The 19,314-nt window shown below is 24.1% G+C and carries 17 protein-coding genes; 15 read left to right on the forward strand and 2 right to left on the reverse strand.

From position 1 onward, the window contains the following. Window positions 1-483 precede the first annotated feature (483 nt). The 11 genes from AAGD61_RS00320 to nadA all read left to right on the forward strand — a co-directional run bounded on the left by AAGD61_RS00320 (window position 484) and on the right by nadA (window position 13,095). Window positions 484-3,249, forward strand: a complete 2,766-nt coding sequence (locus AAGD61_RS00320; RefSeq protein ID WP_341765058.1) for a 2-oxoglutarate dehydrogenase E1 component — start codon at window positions 484-486, stop codon at window positions 3,247-3,249. Between the two features lie 15 nt (window positions 3,250-3,264). Next, window positions 3,265-4,452, forward strand: a complete 1,188-nt coding sequence (gene sucB / locus AAGD61_RS00325; protein ID WP_341765059.1) for a dihydrolipoyllysine-residue succinyltransferase — start codon at window positions 3,265-3,267, stop codon at window positions 4,450-4,452. Window positions 4,453-4,551: 99 nt separating this feature from the next. Next, complete coding sequence (gene sucC, locus AAGD61_RS00330; protein ID WP_341765060.1) at window positions 4,552-5,715, forward strand: ADP-forming succinate--CoA ligase subunit beta; 1,164 nt, start codon at window positions 4,552-4,554, stop codon at window positions 5,713-5,715. A gap of 2 nt (window positions 5,716-5,717) precedes the next feature. Then, window positions 5,718-6,596 carry a succinate--CoA ligase subunit alpha gene (gene sucD, locus AAGD61_RS00335; RefSeq protein ID WP_341765061.1) on the forward strand — a complete coding sequence of 293 codons (879 nt, stop codon included), beginning with the start codon at window positions 5,718-5,720 and terminating at the stop codon, window positions 6,594-6,596. A 325-nt stretch (window positions 6,597-6,921) separates the two neighbouring features. Next, the gene (gene tolQ / locus AAGD61_RS00340; RefSeq protein WP_341765062.1) at window positions 6,922-7,599 is read left to right on the forward strand and encodes a protein TolQ; all 678 of its coding nucleotides are present in this window, start codon (window positions 6,922-6,924) and stop codon (window positions 7,597-7,599) included. A 22-nt stretch (window positions 7,600-7,621) separates the two neighbouring features. Beyond that, a complete protein-coding gene (gene tolR / locus AAGD61_RS00345) occupies window positions 7,622-8,047 on the forward strand; it encodes a colicin uptake protein TolR (protein WP_341765063.1) in 426 nt (141 codons plus the stop codon). A gap of 5 nt (window positions 8,048-8,052) precedes the next feature. Next, window positions 8,053-9,081, forward strand: a complete 1,029-nt coding sequence (tolA, locus tag AAGD61_RS00350; protein ID WP_341765064.1) for a cell envelope integrity protein TolA — start codon at window positions 8,053-8,055, stop codon at window positions 9,079-9,081. 109 nt (window positions 9,082-9,190) lie between these two features. Then, window positions 9,191-10,477 carry a Tol-Pal system beta propeller repeat protein TolB gene (gene tolB, locus AAGD61_RS00355; protein ID WP_341765065.1) on the forward strand — a complete coding sequence of 429 codons (1,287 nt, stop codon included), beginning with the start codon at window positions 9,191-9,193 and terminating at the stop codon, window positions 10,475-10,477. Window positions 10,478-10,516: 39 nt separating this feature from the next. After that, entirely contained in the window at window positions 10,517-11,014 is a 498-nt protein-coding gene (gene pal / locus AAGD61_RS00360; RefSeq protein WP_341765066.1) for a peptidoglycan-associated lipoprotein Pal, read from the forward strand. 12 nt (window positions 11,015-11,026) lie between these two features. Beyond that, window positions 11,027-11,794: a tol-pal system protein YbgF gene (gene ybgF / locus AAGD61_RS00365; protein ID WP_341765067.1), complete on the forward strand. Its 768-nt coding sequence runs from the start codon at window positions 11,027-11,029 to the stop codon at window positions 11,792-11,794. Window positions 11,795-12,051: 257 nt separating this feature from the next. Then, a complete protein-coding gene (nadA, locus tag AAGD61_RS00370) occupies window positions 12,052-13,095 on the forward strand; it encodes a quinolinate synthase NadA (RefSeq protein ID WP_341765068.1) in 1,044 nt (347 codons plus the stop codon). Between the two features lie 17 nt (window positions 13,096-13,112). Here nadA and gpmA read toward each other — a convergent pair whose 3' ends face one another. Next, window positions 13,113-13,808, reverse strand: a complete 696-nt coding sequence (gene gpmA, locus AAGD61_RS00375; RefSeq protein ID WP_341765069.1) for a 2,3-diphosphoglycerate-dependent phosphoglycerate mutase — start codon at window positions 13,806-13,808, stop codon at window positions 13,113-13,115. Between the two features lie 229 nt (window positions 13,809-14,037). Further along, entirely contained in the window at window positions 14,038-15,312 is a 1,275-nt protein-coding gene (gene bioA, locus AAGD61_RS00380; protein WP_341765285.1) for an adenosylmethionine--8-amino-7-oxononanoate transaminase, read from the reverse strand. Between the two features lie 118 nt (window positions 15,313-15,430). On the opposite strand from bioA, the gene bioB reads away from it, so the two are divergent. From bioB to bioD, 4 genes are read left to right on the forward strand one after another with little or no spacing between them, the layout of a single operon-like run. Continuing rightward, window positions 15,431-16,462, forward strand: coding sequence for a biotin synthase BioB (gene bioB, locus AAGD61_RS00385; protein WP_341765070.1), 1,032 nt, complete (start codon window positions 15,431-15,433; stop codon window positions 16,460-16,462). Further along, window positions 16,463-17,623 carry an aminotransferase class I/II-fold pyridoxal phosphate-dependent enzyme gene (locus tag AAGD61_RS00390; protein ID WP_341765071.1) on the forward strand — a complete coding sequence of 387 codons (1,161 nt, stop codon included), beginning with the start codon at window positions 16,463-16,465 and terminating at the stop codon, window positions 17,621-17,623. Further along, window positions 17,601-18,386, forward strand: a complete 786-nt coding sequence (bioC, locus tag AAGD61_RS00395; protein ID WP_341765072.1) for a malonyl-ACP O-methyltransferase BioC — start codon at window positions 17,601-17,603, stop codon at window positions 18,384-18,386. The genes AAGD61_RS00390 and bioC overlap by 23 nt, the downstream gene beginning before the upstream one ends. Beyond that, window positions 18,379-19,059: a dethiobiotin synthase gene (bioD, locus tag AAGD61_RS00400; RefSeq protein ID WP_341765073.1), complete on the forward strand. Its 681-nt coding sequence runs from the start codon at window positions 18,379-18,381 to the stop codon at window positions 19,057-19,059. Before bioC ends, bioD begins: the two co-directional genes overlap by 8 nt. Window positions 19,060-19,314 lie beyond the last annotated feature (255 nt).

Raw genomic sequence — 19,314 nt, forward strand, 5'->3', positions numbered from 1 at the left:
ATATAATTTTTAAAATTATAATTTTAACTATTTATAATTTACAATTATATATATTTTATATTTAATATATTAATATTTTTTAATAGTTTTATTTAATAATTTTGTAAATTAAGTATAAAACAACGTTATATAAACAATGTTTAATAAATGTTTTTATTAATAAATTTATATAATGTTAGATTAAAATTTTAAATTAAAATTTTAAATTTTTATAAAAACGTTTTTGTGATTTTTAAAAAATAAAAAAAAATATATTTTTTTATTAGTTATTATATAAGAAATAAATAATAATTTTTGTTTTTTTAATTATTTATTTTTGTTTTATTTTGAAATATTTTATGTGTATGAGTTTTGTAAAAATAAAAAACTACATAGATGATTTATTTTTTTTTTAATTTTTATATAAAAATTAAAATTTAGTTATTAAAAAATTTAATTAAATAAATTATATTTTTTTATTTTATAGGAATAAATATGCGAAAAATGAAAACATGGATAGAATCGAGTTTTTTATCAGCTGAAAATAAATCTTATATAGAATATTTATATGAAAAATATTTAATTGATAATAATTCTGTAAGTGATGATTGGAAAAAATTTTTTCAAGATTATTTCAATTTAAAGTTTAATGTTGATAAAGAATTTAATTTAGAAACAAATACTGACATTAAAAATGAATTAAAAATTTTTTCAAACTATTTAAACAAACAAAATAGTGTATTACAGTTAATTGATGCATTTCGTTTTCGTGGACATGAAAACGCTAATATTGATCCATTAAGATTATGGGAACGAGGAAATGTTCAAGAATTAAATCTTGAATATTATGGTTTTAAAAAAGATGATTTTAATAAAACATTTTATAATGATTTATTAGTAATAAATAAAGATACGTTAAAGCTTAATGAAATTCATGAGAATTTAAAAAGAATTTATTGCGGTTCGATTGGTATTGAATATATGCATATTAAAACTGACGAAAAAAAATGGATTCAAAAACGTATTGAATCTATTAATATTTCGGAATATTTTTCAGATAACGAAAAACGTCTTTTTTTATCAGAATTAATTGCTGCTGAAGGTCTTGAACGTTATTTAAATTCAAGATTTCCTGGATCAAAAAGATTTTCTATTGAAGGTTGTGATGTATTGATCCCATTATTAAAAGATTTAATTTTATATTCAAATAAAAAAAATGTAAATGAAATTGTTTTAGGAATGGCACATCGTGGTCGTTTAAATGTTTTAGTTAATATTTTTGGTAAAAAACCTATTGATTTATTTAATGAATTTGAAGGTAAATATGAAACCGATTCGTTTCCAGGTGATGTAAAATATCATCAAGGTTTTTCTTGTAATTTACAAATAGATAATTCACATATGCATTTATCTTTGCTTTTTAACCCATCTCATCTTGAAATGATAAATCCAGTACTTATTGGCTCAGTTAGAGCACGTCGTGACAGATTAGAAAATGAATGTAAAAATTTCGTTTTACCTATTGTTATACATGGTGATTCAGCTATAACAGGACAAGGTATTGTTCAAGAAACTTTAAATATGTCACAGGTTCCTGGTTATGAAGTTGGAGGTACAATAAGAATTGTAATTAATAATCAAATTGGATTCACTATTTCTAATAGAGAAGAAACGCGTTCATCTGAATATTGTACTGATATCATAAAGATGATAAGATCACCTATTTTTCATGTTAATGCAGATGATTTAGAAGCAGTTATTTTTATTTCTAGATTAGCATTTGATTTTCGTAATAAATTTAAACGGGATGTAATAATTGATCTTGTTTGTTATAGAAGACATGGTCATAATGAAGCTGATGAACCAAATGCAACACAACCTATTATGTATAAAAAAATTAGAAAACACCCAACTATTCGCGAGATATACTCAGAATATTTAATAAAAAAATCTATTTTTACTAAAAATGATATTTTTAATCTTATCAAATTATATCGTGATAAATTAGATTTAGGTGATTGTGTTGTAAAAGAACATAGAAAAATAAATTCTAAAAATTGTATATGGGCTCCATATTTAAATCAAAAATATATTTTTGATTATAGATCAAATTTTAATGAAAACAAATTATATGAGATTGCAATAAAAATTAATACACTTCCTAAATGGATTGATGTTCAATCTAGAGTAAAAAAAATATATGAAGATCGTTTAGAAATGGCAGAAGGAAAAAAATTTTTTGATTGGGGTGCTGCTGAAACATTGGCATATGCTACGTTAGTATATGAAAAAATTAATATTCGTATATCTGGAGAAGATGTTGGTCGTGGTACATTTTTTCATCGTCATGTTGTTATACATAATCAGAAAGATGGTTCAATATATATCCCATTAGAACATGTTGTAAATAATCAAGGTATATTTAGTATATGGGATTCAGTTTTAAGTGAAAATGCTATATTAGCTTTTGAGTATGGATATGCAATAACTGAACCACGTTCATTAATTATTTGGGAAGCTCAATTTGGAGATTTTGCTAATGGAGCACAGGTGGTTATTGATCAATTTATTAGTTCTGGTGAACAAAAATGGGGGCGTATGTGTGGTTTAGTAATGTTACTACCTCATGGTTATGAAGGTCAAGGACCTGAGCATTCATCCGCTCGTTTAGAACGTTATTTACAATTATGTTCTTGCCAAAACATGCAAGTTTGTATACCATCTACTCCATCTCAAGTTTATCATATGCTTCGTCGTCAAGCATTAAATTATATACGTAAGCCATTAATTGTTATATCACCAAAATCTTTATTACGTCATCCATTAGCTGTATCTAGTATAAATGAATTTGTTGATGGAACTTTTAAAACAATTATTGGTGAATTAGATGATATCAATTTAAAATATGTAAAACGTTTAATTATGTGCTCAGGAAAAGTTTATTATGATTTATTAGAGCAACGTCGTAAAAATAAACAAAAAAATGTTTTTATAATTCGTATAGAGCAATTATATCCATTTCCGTATGAAGATTTTCAAAAAATATTAATACAATTTATTAATATAAAAGATTTTGTTTGGTGTCAAGAAGAACCTATGAACCAGGGTGCATGGTTTTTTCTACAAAATATTTTTTATAAAATCATCCCGACAGGAATTATTTTGAATTATGTCGGTCGTGATTATTCTTCATCTACAGCTGCTGGGTGCATATCAGTTCATAAAAGAGAACAACAAAATTTAATTGATAAAGCACTTAATATTAAATAATTAAAGAGGTACAAAGTGAATAATATAGAAATTCTTGTACCAGATCTTCCTGAATCTGTTGCAGATGCTACTGTAATTACATGGCATAAAAAACAAGGTGATTTTGTTTATCGTGATGAAATTTTGGTTGAAATTGAAACAGATAAAGTTATATTAGAAATTCCTGCATCTATAGATGGTATATTAAAAATTGATGTAAAAGAAGGAACAATAGTTTTATCAAAACAACATTTAGGTAGTATTAAACCAACTGATCAAAAAAATAATTTTAAAGATAAAAAAAATGATGTATCTATAGATACAGAAGTTAAAACTGATAAATTTTCTAGTCCAACAGTTCGTCGTATGATTGCAGAGCACGATTTAAATTTACACAAAGAAGATATTAAAGGAACAGGAGTTGGTGGTAGATTAACGCGTAAAGATATTAATAAAATTTTAATTAGTAAAACTATTGAAAATAAAGATAATGATAATAACATTTCATTAAATGAGTCAAATAATCGTGTTGAAAAACGTGTTTCTATGACGAGATTACGTAAACGTATAGCTGAACGTTTATTAGAATCTAAAAAAACAACAGCTATGTTGACAACATTTAATGAAGTTAATATGTCTCCGATTAAAGAATTACGTAAAAAGTATGGTGAAATTTTTGAAGAACGTTATGGTATACGTTTAGGTTTTATGTCTTTTTATGTAAAAGCTGTAGTTGAAGCGTTAAAACGTTATCCGGAAATAAATGCTTCAATTGATGGAGATGATATAGTTTATTATAATTATTTTGATATTAGTATTGCTGTTTCAACGCCACGTGGATTAGTAACTCCTGTTTTACGTGACGCTGATAAAATTAGCATGGCAAATCTTGAAAAAGAAATTAAAAAATTGGCATTAAAAGGACGCGATAGTAAATTAACTATAGAAGAGATGACAGGTGGTAGCTTTACTATAACTAATGGTGGTATATTTGGATCTTTGATGTCTACTCCGATTATTAATTTACCACAAAGTTCAATTTTAGGAATGCATGCCATAAAAGATCGTCCAATGGTTGTAAATGGTAAAATAGAAATACTTCCTATGATGTATTTAGCATTATCTTATGATCATTGTTTGATAGATGGTCGTGAATCAGTAGGATTTTTAAATGTTATAAAAAATATGTTAGAAGATCCAGCTCGTATGTTATTAGAAATATAATATAAGATATTAAAAAAATAAGTTTTTAATTTTTAATTTGACAATATAAAAAATAATAAAAAATATTTATGTTTTTTTTATAATTATGGACATAAAAAAATGAATTTACATGAGTATCAATCAAAACAGTTACTATTACGTTATGGAATCCCAACACCAATAGGTTATGTTTGTTCATCAATTAATGAAATTGTAGATGTAGCTAAAAAAAAATGTAAAGCTCCATGGGTATTAAAATGTCAAGTTCATGCCGGAGGAAGAGGTAAATCTGGTGGTGTAAAAGTTACAAGTAATATAGATGAAGTTAAAATGTTTGCTAAAAAATGGTTTGGTAAGTATTTAATAACATATCAAACAAGCGAAAAAGGACAATTAGTTAACAAAATTTTAGTTGAATCATCTACAAATATAAAAAAAGAATTATATTTAGGAGCTATTATTGATCGTAGTAAAAATTGTATTGTTTTTATGGCGACAACTGAAGGTGGTATTGAAATTGAAAAAGTTGCAAAAAAAACACCAGAATTAATTTATAAGATTAATATTGATCCTTTAACTGGTCCAATGCATTTTCAAGGTAGACAATTGGCATTTAAATTAGGTTTAATTGATAAACAAGTTAATCAATTTTCTGAAATTTTTGTAAATTTAGCGAAATTGTTTTTAAAATATGATCTTACGTTAGCAGAAATTAACCCATTAGTTATAAATAATTTAGATAATTTGATTTGCTTAGATTGTAAATTAGATGTAGATAATAATGCCTTATATCGTCAAAATGAACTTAGTAATATATATGATGAATCACAAGGAGATTCTCGTGAAATATATGCATCTAAATATGGACTTAGTTATGTTGCTTTAGATGGTAATATTGGTTGCATGGTAAACGGTGCTGGTCTTGCAATGGGCACAATGGATATTATTAAATCATATGGTGGTTCTCCAGCAAATTTTTTAGATGTTGGCGGTGGAACCACAAAAGAACGTGTAACTGAGGCATTTAAAATTATTCTTTCTGATAAAAATGTAAAAGTTATTTTTGTTAATATATTTGGTGGTATAGTTCGTTGTGATTTAATTTCTATAGGTATAATTGATGCACTTAAAGAAAGTAATATAACAGTTCCAGTTGTTGTTCGTTTAGACGGAAATAATGCAAAATTAGGCTTAAAAAAAATTAAAGAAAGTGGTTTAAATATTATTGTAACTAATAATTTAATTGATGCTGCTAAAAAAGCAGTAGCAGCCTGTGGGGAATAAATATGTCTATTTTAATTAATAAGGACACTAAAGTTATTTGTCAAGGTTTTACAGGTAGCCAAGGCACATTTCATTCTAAGCAAGCTATAGCATATGGTACTAAAATGGTTGGTGGGGTTACACCAGGAAAAGGAGGTGCAATTCATTTAGGATTACCAGTTTTTAATACTGTTTATGAAGCTGTAAAAGAAACTGGTGCAACAGCTTCTGTTATTTATGTACCAGCACAGTTTTGTAAAGATTCTATTTTGGAAGCTATTGATTCAGGTATAAAATTAATTGTTACTATTACTGAAGGTATCCCAATATTAGATATGTTACTTATAAAATCAAAGTTAAATGAATCTGGCGTTTGTATGATAGGTCCTAATTGTCCTGGGATAATTACACCAAATGAATGTAAGATTGGTATACAACCAGGATATATTCATACTACTGGTAGTATTGGTGTAATTTCTAGATCAGGAACTTTAACTTATGAAGCTGTTAAGCAAATAACAGATGTTGGTTTAGGTCAATCTACTTGTGTTGGTATAGGTGGAGATCCTATTTTAGGATCTAGTTTTATTGATATTTTAAAATTGTTTCAAAATGATCAAAAAACTGAAGCAATAGTTATAATCGGTGAAATTGGTGGCAATTTAGAAGAAGAAGCTGCTTGTTATATCAAAAATTATATTACAAAACCAGTTATTGCTTATATTGCTGGAGTTACAGCTCCTAAAGAAAAGCGTATGGGGCATGCTGGAGCAATTATTTCTGGTGGAAAAGGTACTGCTGATGAAAAAATTTCAATTCTTAAATCTTCTAATGTAAAAGTAGTTTTTAATCTTACAGATATTGGTAAAACTGTTAAATTAGTTTTATCTGAAATTATATAATTTATTTAGTTATTATAAAATAATATTAATATAAATATAATTAAAGCGATATTAAATAAAATGTCGCTTTTTGATTATTAAGTTTAATTAAATATATTATTATGATATTTTTTGTAAAAAAATATAAAAATATATTAAAATTTTGTATTTTGTAATTTTAAAATATAAAATTTATGTTATTAGAATTTTTATAAAAAATATTGTTTTAGATCATTATTCATATAATTGTTGATTAAATTGTACTTTGTTATTTTGAAAATAAATAATTCAAATATTTTTTTATTTTTATTTTTTAAAAAAAATATTATTTTAGGAGTTTTTAATAGTGACTAATATAAATATTATAGATTTATTTTTAAAAGCTAGTTTTATTGTACAATTTGTAATGTTTGTTTTGATTGTTTTTTCTATAATATCATGGACAATAATTATTCAAAAAACTAGAACTTTTAACAATGTTTTCAGAGAAAATTTATTTTTTGAAAAAAAATTTTTTTCTAATTTTGACTTATCAAGTTTATATGAAAAAAGTAAAATACATATTAATAATTTAATTGGTTCTGAAAAAATTTTTTATTTTGGTTTTAAAGAATTCATTCGATTGTATAATGCAAATACTTATAGTTCTGATGCTGTTATGAAAGGAGTATCTCGTGTTATTCGTATTTCGATGAATCGTGAATTAGTATCAATTGAAATAAATATACCATTTTTAGGTACAATAGGTTCAATTAGTCCTTATATAGGATTATTTGGAACTGTATGTGGAATTATGAATACATTTATTGCATTTGGATCTATAAAACAAATAACATTACAGATGATTGCACCTGGTATTGCAGAAGCATTAATTGCAACTGCAATTGGTTTATTTGCAGCAATACCAGCTGTTATGGCTTTTAATAAATTTAATTTATGTATTAATAAATTAGAACAAAATTATGATAATTTTACTGAAGAATTTTTAGTTATTTTACATCGTCAAGTATTTTTTCTAAAATAAATAATAAATGAGAATAAAACTGATGATTAGTAATATTAGAAAAATTAAGTTAAAATCTGAAATTAATATTGTACCGATGCTTGATATTTTATTAGTATTATTATTAATTTTTGTAGTAACATCTCCTATATTAACACAAAGTTTAGAAGTAGATTTACCAGATAGTACAAATACAAAAGCAATAACAACAGATAATTTAATGGTTATTTTAGAAGTAATTGGAATTGATAATTATAATATACTTGTTAATGATGTTCGTATTGAATCTGTTCAACAAAATAAAATTATATCAATAATAAAAGAACAGATAGAAAAAAATTCTAAAATATTTTTTTTTATTGGTGGAGATAAAGAAGTACATTATAATGAAATTATAAAAATGTTAAATATCTTGCATAATTTAGGAATAAAATCTGTTGGTTTACTGACTAATCCTATTTTAGATTAAAATACATGAAAAATTTTTTTAAAAATAATTATGGAAATAAAGAAAAATATTTATTTAATTCGTTATTATTATCTTTTATTTTTCATTTTATTTTAATTTGTTTAATTGTTATAAATTATTTTTTTTCAGATTATAAAATTATTGATGGTAAAAATAGTAAAATTAATGCAATAATGATTGATTCTAATGATGTTATTAAAATATCAAAAAAAAATCAAGAATATCAGAATGTTTTACAAAAAAAAAATAATGTTTTTCAAAAAAAAGAGAATGAAAAAAATATTAATTTAAATGAAAAACAATTGTTTAAAACAGATTTTCAAGGTATTAAAAATAAACATGAATTTATAAAACAAAAAAAACAAGTATTAAAAAGTAATGAAGTTGTTAAATATAAACAAAAAATTAATAAAATAAAAAAAGTAAAAATAAAAATTGAAAAAGAAAAGTTTATAAAAAATGATTTATTAAAAAATAAAAAAGAGAAATTACAAAATAAACAAAAAATAAATTTAAAAAATAAAAAAAATAATAAAAATATTAAAACGTTTATAACAAGTGATAAAATAAAAGAAAAAAATAATAATAAAAATAATAATAAAAATAATAATAAAATTGATAACAATAAAAATAAATTAGATTCAGATTCAAAAATAATTGATAATTTATTGGACGATTTAACTTTATTATCAACGAATAAAAAAAATATACAAAAACTATCTAATATTAATGAATCAAAAATAAATATTTTAAATTCAGAAGTTAATAAATATGCAAGTGAAGTAAAAAATGCTATTCAAAGTAAATTTTATGATTCTGATAATTATAGAAATATGATTTGCGAACTTCAATTAAAATTAGCACCAAATGGTTTATTAGTTAGTATAATTCCTAAAAATACTTTATTTAATAATCAAGAATTATGTAATGCAGCAATAAAAGCTGCTAAGCTTGCTGTGATACCTAGACCACCTAGCATAGAAGTTTATAATACTTTCAATAAAATTGGTAGTGTTCTTATATTTAAACCTTAATTTTATATTTTTATATGATATAATATTGATACTAATTTAATAAAATTAATTTTGTATATTAAGATATAAGAATATGTTATAAGATGATATATACTAAAAGGAGATATAAATGGGATTTTTTTCTAAAACTCTTTTTGTATTTTTTGCTATATCTTCGATAATTTTCGCTGCTGAAGTTCGAATTGAAATTACAGATGGGGTTAATTCAGCGCAACCGATTGGAATCGTACCATTTAAATGTATTGGAATGGGATCTTCAATACAAAAAATTGATAAAATTATTAGTTCTGATTTACGTAATACTGGTAAATTTAATCCTATCGAATTAAATCGTATGCCTCAATTACCAAGTAATTCTACGGAAATAATTCCTAAAATGTGGCGTTTATTAGGTGCTAATGCTATAGTAGTTGGTCAAATTGAATTAGTATCAAATAATAATTTTATTATAAAATTTCAATTAGTTAATATTATAGATAATTTTGTAACTATTTTATCTCAAAATACTTTAAAAATAACAAAAGAAAAATTACGTTATGCAGGGCATAGTATAAGTGATGAAATTTTTGAAAAACTAACAGGTATTCGTGGTGCATTTAGAACTCGTATCGCTTATATTGTTGTTAATAATAGTAGATATTCACATGAATTACGAGTTTCTGATTACGATGGTTATAATAGTTTAATTATTCATCGTTCAAAAGCACCTTTGATGTCTCCAACTTGGTCTCCTGATGGTAAAAGCATAGCATATGTAACTTTTGAAAGCGGAAAATCAATGATTGTAATTAGAAATATACATACTGGATATGTTCGTAATATAGCTTCTTTCCCTAATCATAATGGTGCTCCTGCTTTTTCTTCAGATGGAACTAAATTAGCTTTTGCTTTATCTAAAACTGGAAGTTTAAATTTATATGTTATGGATTTATTAACCGGTAAAATACGACAAATAACTAATGATCGTAATAATAATACCGAACCGAAATGGATGCCAGATAATCAAAATTTGTTATATACTTCTGATAAATCAGGAAGACCACAAATTTATAAAATAAATATTAATAGTAGTGTGTTTGAACGTATTTCTTGGGAAGGAATGCAAAATCAAAATGCTGATATTAGTCCTGATGGAACTTTTATGGTTACGGTAAATTCTAATGGTATCAATCAACATATTGTGAAATATAATTTTGTAAAAAATAATATTGAATTTTTAACTAAAACTTTTTTGGATGAAACACCAAGTATTTCACCAAATGGTATTATGATAATTTATGCTTCTTCTCAAGAAAAAAATAAATTATATTTAGTTTCAGTTAATGGACGTTATAAAACTAATATTCCGATAAATGGTATGCGAGTAAAATTTCCTGCATGGTCTTCATATTTGTAATATATAGTAATGTGGTAATAAATACTTAAGGAATAAATAATGCATTTAAAAAAAATACTTAAAAGTTTGGTAATTGTATTGCCAATAATAATGTTTTCATCTTGTACTTCTAATAAAAATGATGAACAAGATAATATTGAACCTTCAACTAATCAGGTTGATAATGTTTTACCATCAAAAGATTCATTACATCAACAAGGAGAACAATTACAACAAAATAATATTATTTATTTTAGTTTTGATAAATATAATATATCTCAAGAATATATGAATGTATTAGATAATTATATTATGTTTTTACGTGATAATTCTTCTAATGTTATTATTGAAGGTCATGCAGATGAACGTGGTACACCAGAATATAATATTGCATTAGGTGAAAAACGTGCTAATGCAGTAAAATTATATTTACAGAGTAAAGGTATTTCTAATAAACAAATTTCTATTGTTTCTTATGGTGAAGAAAAACCAGCTTCATTAGGATCAACAGAAGATGATTACGCAAAAAATCGTCGAGCTGTAATTGTATCTCAATAGATAATGTTTATCATGAATAATAATTTCAGATGTTTTTTAATTGCTCTGTTGTTATTGGCTAATATAGCGACCAATGAGGTCGCTATTGGAAAAGCTCAAATTTATAATATATCATCTACTTCAATTTTAGAACGTATTTCTAAAATTGAAGAAATGATTGATTATCAAAGTAAACTTTTGTTTCAAATTCAACAACAATTAATTGATAATCAAAATGATATTGATATATTGCGTGGACAAATTCAAGAAAATGAATATAAATTAAATAAATTTATTGCAAATAAAGAAAATTATCGTATTCAACAAGAACAACTTAAAAAATCTGAATTAACTGATTTTACAGAACAATCAAATAATAAATTATTAAATTCAAAATCATCTTTAAATTTATCAAAAACATCAGAAAAAGAACATTATAATTTTGTTGTTGAATTAGCTATAAATAGTAGATCAGAAAAAGAAATAAATAAATCTATAGATGAATTACAAAATTTTATTAAAATTTATCCTAAATCTAAATATCAAGCTAATGTTAATTATTGGTTAGGACAATTGAATTATGTCAAAAATAAAAAAGATGATGCTGCATTTTATTTTGCTATTGTAGTTAAAAATTTTCCTAACTCTAAAAAAAGTAGTGAATCTTTATATAAAATTGGTTTAATCATGCAAGAAAAAGGTTTTAAAGATAAAGCAAAAATTATTTATCAACATGTATTAAAACAATATCCTAATAGCGTAGGAGCATTATTAGCTAAAAAAAAACTTAATATGTTTTAATTGTATTTTATATAAAATATAATATTAAAAATATTATATTTTAAAAATATTAATACATATTTATATATGTAATATGCATGTTGTATTTTACATAAAATATTTTTTATATAAAATGTTTTATTTAAATATTTAGTATAGGTTATATTTTTTTGTGGTTTATTATTTAATAACTTAATTAACATTTTTTAATATTTAATATTTTAGCAAAAAATTTTAGTTTTTATTTTAATATTTTTTATATAAAGATGGGAGTTATAATGAGTAAAGATTTTAATATTAATCAATTAATTTATTCATTTAAATCGAAAAATATATTAAGTCAAGATAAAAAAGATTTTTATTTTAAGCGGATAAAATCATTGTTGGATCAAAAAAATGCTGTTATAGTTGCTCATTATTATACAAACCCAGAAGTCCAGTATATAGCAGAAAAAACAGGTGGATGTGTTGCTGATTCTTTAGAAATGGCTCGTTTTGGCGCTTCCCATCCAGCGGTTACATTAGTAGTTGTTGGTGTTAAATTTATGGGTGAAACAGCAAAGATTTTAAATCCTGAAAAGAATGTATTAATGCCTACATTGAATGCAGAATGTTCGTTAGATATTAGTTGTCCTGAAAAAGAATTTTCAAAATTTTGCGATGAAAATTCAGATAGAACTGTTGTTGTATATGCGAATACTTCTGTAGCTATAAAAGCTCGTGCTGATTGGGTTGCAACGTCTAGTATTGCAGTTGAATTAGTTAATCATTTGAATAAGTTAGGAAAAAAAATTATTTGGGCACCTGATCGTCATTTAGGTTATTTTATTCAACAGAGGACTAAAGCTGATATTTTATGTTGGAATGGGACATGTATTGTTCATGATGAATTTAAAAGTAAATCTTTAAAAAAAATGAAATCTATGTATCCAGAAGCAGCTATATTAGTTCATCCTGAATCTCCTAAAGATATCATTGAACTTGCTGATGTAGTTGGTTCTACTTCTCAATTAATTAAAGCTGCTAAAACATTAGAAAATTCAATAATTATTGTTGCTACTGATAAAAGAATATTTTATAAAATGCAAAAAGATATACCAGAAAAGTTATTTTATATAGCTCCTACATCAAGTGATAATGCAACATGTAAGATATGTGCTTATTGTCCTTGGATGGGGATGAATACATTACAAGGTATTATTGATGCTCTTAAAAATAATACAATAGATCATCAGATTAAAATAAATGAATCTTTAAGAAAAAAAGCATTAATACCATTAAAGAGAATGTTAAATTTTGCAAAAAGTTTAAAAATAAATTAATTTTATATTTTTATTTATTATTTTAAATAATAGTTTTTTATTGGTTTTATGTTTTTATTAAATTCATAAATAATTGGTATTCCTGTTGGAATGTTTAAATTGATAATTTCTTTATCATTTATGTTGTCTAAATATTTTATTAATCCTCTTAACGAATTTCCATGTGCGATAATAATTATTTTTTTACCTTTTATAATATTTGGTTTTATATTTTTTTCCCAATATGGAATAATACGTTCAATAGTATTTTCTAAACTTTCAGTTACAGGTATTTCTTCAGGTAATAAATCAGCATAACGTATATCATTACCAGGATAATTTTGATTATTTTTATTTAATTTTGGAGGTTTTATAGAAAAACTACGACGCCATAATTTTACTTGTTTTTCGCCATATTTAGATATAATTTTTGTTTTGTTTAAACCTTGTAGAGAACCGTAATGACGTTCATTTAATCTCCAACTTTTTTCTATTGGTAACCATTGTTGATTTATTTGATCAAGAATATACCATAGAGTATGTATAGCACGTTTTAATACAGATGTATATGCTAAGTCAAAAGTAAAACCTTTTTTTTTTAATAATTTACCTGCTGTTTTAGCTTCTTCTCGTCCTTTATTGGATAATTCTATATCAATCCATCCTGTAAAACGGTTTTTTTTGTTCCATAAACTTTCACCATGTCTTATTAAAACAACTTTAGTTATAGTCATAAATATTCTTAAAAATAATCTATAGTGTTAAATAGTATATTATTATATATAATAATATAATTTATTATATAAAATAATATTTATATAATTAAAAAAATATTTTAAGTAATTTGTTTTTTATATTATATTATAAAAGTTATAAATTTATTTTTTATAATTAATTACTTAAAATTATTGTTTTTTAATTAAAATATTTTATTAAAAAAATTATTTTTTTATAAAAATACAATTAAATTGAATTTAAAATTATTTTTATTGTTTTAGTTATTTTAGTTAATTGTTTTTTAGTGATTATATAAGGAGGCATTATATAAATAAGTTTTCCAAAAGGACGAATCCAAACTCCATGTTTTACAAAAAGCTTTTGTAAATTAGAAATATTTATTGGTTTTTTCATTTCTATAACACCAATAGCACCTAAAATACGAATATTATAAATATTATTATTATTAATTAAAGGTAAAAGTTCAGTATTTAATTGTTTTTCAATATTAAAAATATTATTTTCCCAATTATTATTCAATAATAGTTTTATATTAGATTCTGCAATTGCGCAAGCTAATGGATTTCCCATAAAAGTTGGCCCATGCATGAAACAATTTGCTTTACCATTACTAATTGTTTCAGCGATATATCTAGTACTAATTGTTGCTGAAAGTGTCATATAACCACCAGTTAATGCTTTTCCTAAACATATTATATCTGGAGATATATTTGCATGATTACAAGCAAATAATTTTCCTGTACGTCCAAAACCTGTTGCTATTTCATCTGCGATTAATAATACATTATATTTATTACATAGATCACGTATACCTTTTAAATATTCAGTATGGTAAAAATACATACCACCTGCCCCTTGAACAATTGGTTCTAAAATAATAGCAGCTATTTTATCATGTTTTATTTCTAGTTGTTGTTTTATATTATTTAAATCATTATTATCTCATTTATCATGAAATTTACATTTAGGAGCTTTAATAAAAATATGTTTTGGTAAGAAGTTTTTATATAAAATATGCATTGATTTTTGTGGATCGCAAACTGACATAGCACCGAATGTATCACCATGATAACTATTTTGTAACGCTAAAAAATATTTGCGTTTTTCACCTTTAGCATGCCAATATTGTAACGCCATTTTAAGTGCTATTTCTATAGCAACTGATCCTGAATCAGCAAGAAAAATACATTCTAAAGAATTTGGTATAATTTTTATTAATTGTTTGCATAGATTTATAGCTGGTTGATGTGTTATACCACCAAACATTACATGTGACATTTTTCTAAGTTGTTTAATTGCGGCATTATTTAAAACTGGATGATTGTAACCGTGAATTGCTGACCACCATGAAGACATTGCATCTATTAATTTTTTTCCATTATACATAATAAGTTCAGATCCTTTAGCTTTTATTATTGGATATACTGGATCTGGATTTATCATTGATGTATAAGGGTGCCATATATGTTTTGAATCGAAATTAATATCTGTAAAATTTAATTTATTTTTCACTTTTTACTTCCATTTATATTAATGTATTAATTTTATTATTTAATATAAGTTGACATGATAATGACAATATTTAAACTAGCAATAACTTTTTAACTGGAGAGTTTTTATGAAACAATTAAAGCAGTGGACAATAGAAGAAACCAATAAACTTTTTTTAATGCCTTTTTTTAACTTATTGTTTAAAGCTCAGAGTATTCATCGTAAACATTTTGATCCGCAACAAATACAAATAAGTGCACTTGTATCAATAAAAACAGGTTTATGTCCAGAAGATTGTAAATATTGTGCACAAAGTGCTCGTTATAAAACTGATTTAAAATCAGAAAAATTAATGAAAATAAAAGAAGTTATTGATTATGCAAAAAAAGCTAAACAATCAGGAGCGACTCGTTTTTGTATGGGTGCAGCATGGCGTAATCCAAAAGAATCTGATATGCCTTATCTTGAAGATGTTATAAAAAAAGTAAAAAAATTAGGAATGGAAACTTGTATGACGCTTGGTATGATTAATTTTGAACAAGCAAAAAAATTAGCAAAAGCAGGTCTTGATTATTATAATCATAATCTTGATACTTCTAAAGAATATTATAATAATATTGTTACAACTCGTACTTATCAAGATAGATTAAATACACTAGAAAATGTACGAAATGTTGGAATAAAACTTTGTTCTGGTGGGATAATAGGGCTTGGCGAAAAAATAAATGATCGTGCGTCGCTTTTGGTTCAATTAGCAAATCTTCCTAAACCGCCTGAAAGTATACCAATTAATATGCTGATAAAAGTAAAAGGTACACCAGCATCAAATAATGAAGAAGTTGATTATTTTGATTTTATTCGTACTATTGCTGTAGCTCGTATATTAATGCCAACGTCTTATGTTCGTCTTTCAGCTGGGCGTAAATATATGAATGAACAAACTCAAGCATTATGTTTTATGGCAGGTGCTAATTCAATATTTTATGGATGTAAATTATTAACTGCTAATAATAATAATGAAAATGAAGATTTAATTTTGTTTAAAAAATTAAATATTAATTGTAAACGAATAGAATTTGATAAAAAAGATGATGATAAAAAAATAAATCAAGTTTTAAAAAATATAGATGAAACACAATTTTATAACGCGGCAAATTAAATGAATTGGGAAAATTTTTTAAAAACTAACATTCAAAAACGTAAATTAACTTCTATTTGGCGTGAACGTTTTTGTATTGATAAGTCAAATAGTAGAACTGTTAGTTTTCAAGGGAAAACTTATTTAAATTTTTCATCTAATGATTATTTAGGTATTAGTCATAATAAAAATGTTATTGATACGTGGAAATCTAGTGTTAATAAATATGGTATTGGTAGTTGTAGTTCTGGACATGTTATAGGTTATACTGCAGCTCATCGTAATCTTGAATATGAGTTAGCTGAATGGCTAGGTTATTCTAATTCATTATTATTTATTTCAGGTTTTGCAGCAAACCAATCTGTTATTACATCTTTAATGAATAAAAATGATCGTATTTTTTTAGATAAATTAAGTCATGCTTCTATAGTTGAAGCATGTATATTTTCAAATTCTAAATTTCGACGTTTTCAGCATAATAATCCTTTTTCATTAAAACATATGATTCAAAATTCTAGTTTAGGAAAAACATTAGTAGTTACAGAAGGTGTTTTTAGCATGGACGGTGATATTGCTCCTATAGATCAATTATATAATATTACTAATGAATATAGAGCATGGTTGATGATAGATGATGCTCATGGTATTGGTGTTATTGGAAAAGATGGGCGTGGTAGTTCTGATATTTTTAATATAAAACCGGAGATTTTAATTGTTACTTTTGGAAAAGCATTTGGATTAAGCGGAGCCGCTGTATTATGTAATAAAGATACAGCAAATTTTTTAATTCAATATGCTCGTCATTTAATATATAGTACTTCTATGCCTCCAGCGCAAGCTGAAACTCTTTCTGAAATTATAAGACAAATTAAAAATTCAGATTTTGCTAGAGCAAAACTTAGTTATAATATTAAATATTTTCGTAATAATTTTAATTTAAAAAATATAAAATTATCTAAATCTGTTACTGCTATTCAACCATTGATTATTGGTAATAATGATCAATGTTTGCAATTATCAAAGTTTTTACGTGATAAAAAAAGCATTTGGGTTCAATCTATTAGACCACCAACAGTTCCTTTGAATAGTTCAAGAATTAGAATTACGTTAAGTGCATTACATCAAAAAAAAGATATTGATGCATTGTTGGAGGCATTAAATGACTTTGTTTTTGTGTCATAAAAAACAAAAAATTGCAGCTGCATTTAGTAAAGCTGCTTCTAAATATGATTTAATAGCTAATTATCAACAATATATAGGTGATATATTGCTATATAAATTAGAATTTGAACTTAAAAAAACAAAAAAAAATGGAATTATTAATGTTTTAGACGCTGGATGTGGAACTGGATTTTTTAGTAAAATTATGAAAAAACGTGGTTTAAATGTAACAGCTTTAGATTTATCATCTGGTATGCTAGAAATAGCAAAAAATAAAAATGCTGCTTGTAGTTATTTGTGTGCTGATATTGAATCAATTCCAATTGAAAATAATACTTTTGATATAGTTTTTTCAAATTTAGCTATTCAATGGTGTCAAGATTTTACTAAAGCATTAATTGAATTTTATAGAGTTACTAAAATAGGTGGCATTATATTGTTCACTACTTTAGCTGAAAACACATTAATTGAATTATCTAAAGCTTGGAGAAAAATAGATAATTTTCAACATGTTAATAATTTTCTTAGTTATACTGAAATTGTTAAAAATTGTGAAATATATCGCAATAAACTTTTTATTCAAAAGGATACTTTGTATTTTTATGATCTTAATACTTTATTATATTCATTGAAAGGTGTTGGAGCTACTTATTTAATATCTAATAGAAAAAGTAAATTAATAACAAGAAAAAGTTTTAAAAGATTATCGGATGTTTATCCTAAAAAAAAACATAAATTTCCTTTAACTTATTATACTGTTTTTGGAACATTATATTGTGATTAAAACATATTTTATAACTGGTACGGATACTGGAGTAGGTAAAACAGTAGTTAGTTGTGGTTTATTACAAGCTGCATCTAAACTTGGATATAAAGTGACTGGTTATAAACCAGTAGCTTCTGGAAGTAAAATAACGTTATGTGGTTTACGTAATAATGATGCACTTGCATTACAAAAAAATAGTTTTTTAAATTTAGAATATGATCGTGTTAATCCTATTGTATTTAAAGAATATACATCACCGCATATCATCAGTAAAAAAACAGGAAAAACAATTAATTTTTCTTTAATGACTAAAGGATTAAAAGAATTACAATTACAATCTAATTGGATAATAATTGAAGGAGCTGGTGGTTGGTTTACCCCATTATCTATGAATAAAACTTATGCTGATTGGGTTTTGGATAATAAACTTCCTGTTATTTTAGTGGTTGGTATAAAATTAGGATGTATTAATCATGCATTACTTACTGTTAATGCAATTTTAAAATCTGGTTTAAATTTAGCAGGATGGATAGCAAATGAAGTTAAACCTAAATGGATTTATAAAAAAGAATATCTTTTGACGCTTAATAAAATGATAGAATTTCCTTGTTTAGGAGTAATTCCTTATTTAGGAAAAAAAGTAATTGAAGTTTTTATAGGTAAGTATTTAAATTTAAAATTATTGGATTAAATAAAATAGTTAACTATTTTATAGTTTTTATAAAAAATGTATTTAAAACATATTAATATTTACTAAAATAAAATTTTTTATTATTTTTAGTTATAGATAATTATTATGATATATTTTTTATCTTTTTTACAGATATAAATAAAAATAATTTTATATTTTTAATAAATATTTTTTTAGAAAAATTAGTTTTTTAAAATATTTATATTTTTAATGATAAATATTAATTAATTATATTTTATTATGAAAAGATGTTTT

This window comes from Candidatus Providencia siddallii (assembly GCF_964026685.1).
Taxonomy (GTDB): domain Bacteria; phylum Pseudomonadota; class Gammaproteobacteria; order Enterobacterales; family Enterobacteriaceae; genus Providencia_A; species Providencia_A siddallii_A.